Raw genomic sequence first — 509 nt, forward strand, 5'->3', positions numbered from 1 at the left:
GGAGGCGTGGGAGATGGCTCCCGAGGTACTGGAGCGGGTGGAGGAGACCCTGAACAAGGCGGCCTTCGACCGGCTCCTGGAGATCACGACGTCCGGCCCGGTCACGATGACCGTCTGGGAGGAACTGTCCTACCCCAGGCTCCTGGAAATGATCCAGGAGACCTCGAACCCGCTTCAGCGCTTCGCGCTGCTGGACGGGCCGGTGGAGACCACGACGCAGATCACATGGTTCGCGGCCTGGTGGATCGGGGAATGGAACCCACCGGCCGTGCCGGAACCGCAGTGGGCGAAGACCCTCACCAACCTCGCCCAGTGGCCGTACCCGGTGTGGGAGGACGAGGAGCAGACGCCCCTGCCCCGTTGGTACCGGGAGTGGCTGCATCAGTGGATGGAGGAGAACTTCGGGAGCGACCCCGCCGACTGGCAGGAGACCACGACCTTCTAGACCCCACCCCTCCCCGCACTGCCAGCACACTCGCCAACACTGGCAAGGCTGGCGTTGCCAGTGC

1 protein-coding gene is annotated in these 509 nt (G+C 66.8%); it reads left to right on the top strand.

Features of this window, described 5'->3' with window-relative positions:
• The coding region (locus FK530_RS25615) for a hypothetical protein (RefSeq protein WP_205124292.1) at positions 1 to 445 on the top strand (445 nt) is incomplete at its 5' end.
• Between the last annotated feature and the right edge of the window lie 64 nt (positions 446 to 509).

It is taken from the genome of Tsukamurella conjunctivitidis, assembly GCF_007858475.1.
Classification (GTDB): Bacteria; Actinomycetota; Actinomycetes; order Mycobacteriales; family Mycobacteriaceae; genus Tsukamurella; species Tsukamurella conjunctivitidis.